The sequence below is a fragment of the Spirosoma arboris genome, from assembly GCF_009754945.1.
Taxonomy (GTDB): Bacteria; Bacteroidota; Bacteroidia; order Cytophagales; family Spirosomataceae; genus Spirosoma; species Spirosoma arboris.
In genome coordinates this window covers 1-749 of sequence record NZ_WPIN01000072.1, presented here as the reverse complement: position 1 = coordinate 749, position 749 = coordinate 1, and the positions used below count along the sequence as shown (strand labels likewise).

The 749-nt window shown below is 52.6% G+C and carries 1 pseudogene; it reads left to right on the top strand.

The features are described from left to right. Positions 1–18: 18 nt before the first annotated feature. A pseudogene (locus GO755_RS41230) lies at positions 19–749 on the top strand (T9SS type A sorting domain-containing protein); the annotation flags it as partial.

Sequence of the window (749 nt, the reverse complement as noted above, 5' to 3'; positions counted from 1 at the left end):
CTTTTACTTTTGCTCCTGATGGGTTTGAGCAGTGGCTATGCCGCCTTTGCACAAGATCCAGCTGTTGGCGGAATTGTTATCGCCCCCAACCCTTTGGTAACTGGCCAGGCCGCCAGTATAACCGCCAGCTTTGGCAATGGTAGTTCTACCGATATCCCACAAGCAGCTGCAGCAACCTTTACCTTTAACTTGCCTCCCAATATTGGCGTGACAGGATCGTCCGTATCAGTACCTACCGGTTCGACCAATGTCACCACCAACCTGGTACTCACGGTGGGTGCCTATAGCAGTGCGAGCGGTACCATCGTTACGGTGAAAAGTACCAATGGTCCGGTTCCGGGCAATGCTCTCTATGATCTGGTGTTAGCCATTGTTGGTGTCAGTCCAACCACCCCTTTGCCACCTAACGTGCTGGCCAATGCAGTAGGCACTGGGCTGGCTACCAATAACACCACCAATGATAATGCACAAACGCCAGTGGTGGTGACGGGTCCTCTACCGGTAGGTCTGGTTTCCTTCACGGCACAAGCGCAGGAAAATCGCACCGTTGAGCTGGCCTGGACCACTTCGCTGGAAACCAACAACAAGGGTTTCTTGATTGAGCGCAGCAAGGATCTCAAATCGTTTGAGAAAGTAGGTGAAGTAACCGAGATCGGTGCCAACAGCAGTGCGCTGAAGAACTACCATCTGACCGATTTCACGCCTTATCAGGGTACCAGCTACTATCGCCTAACCCAGACCGATCTGGA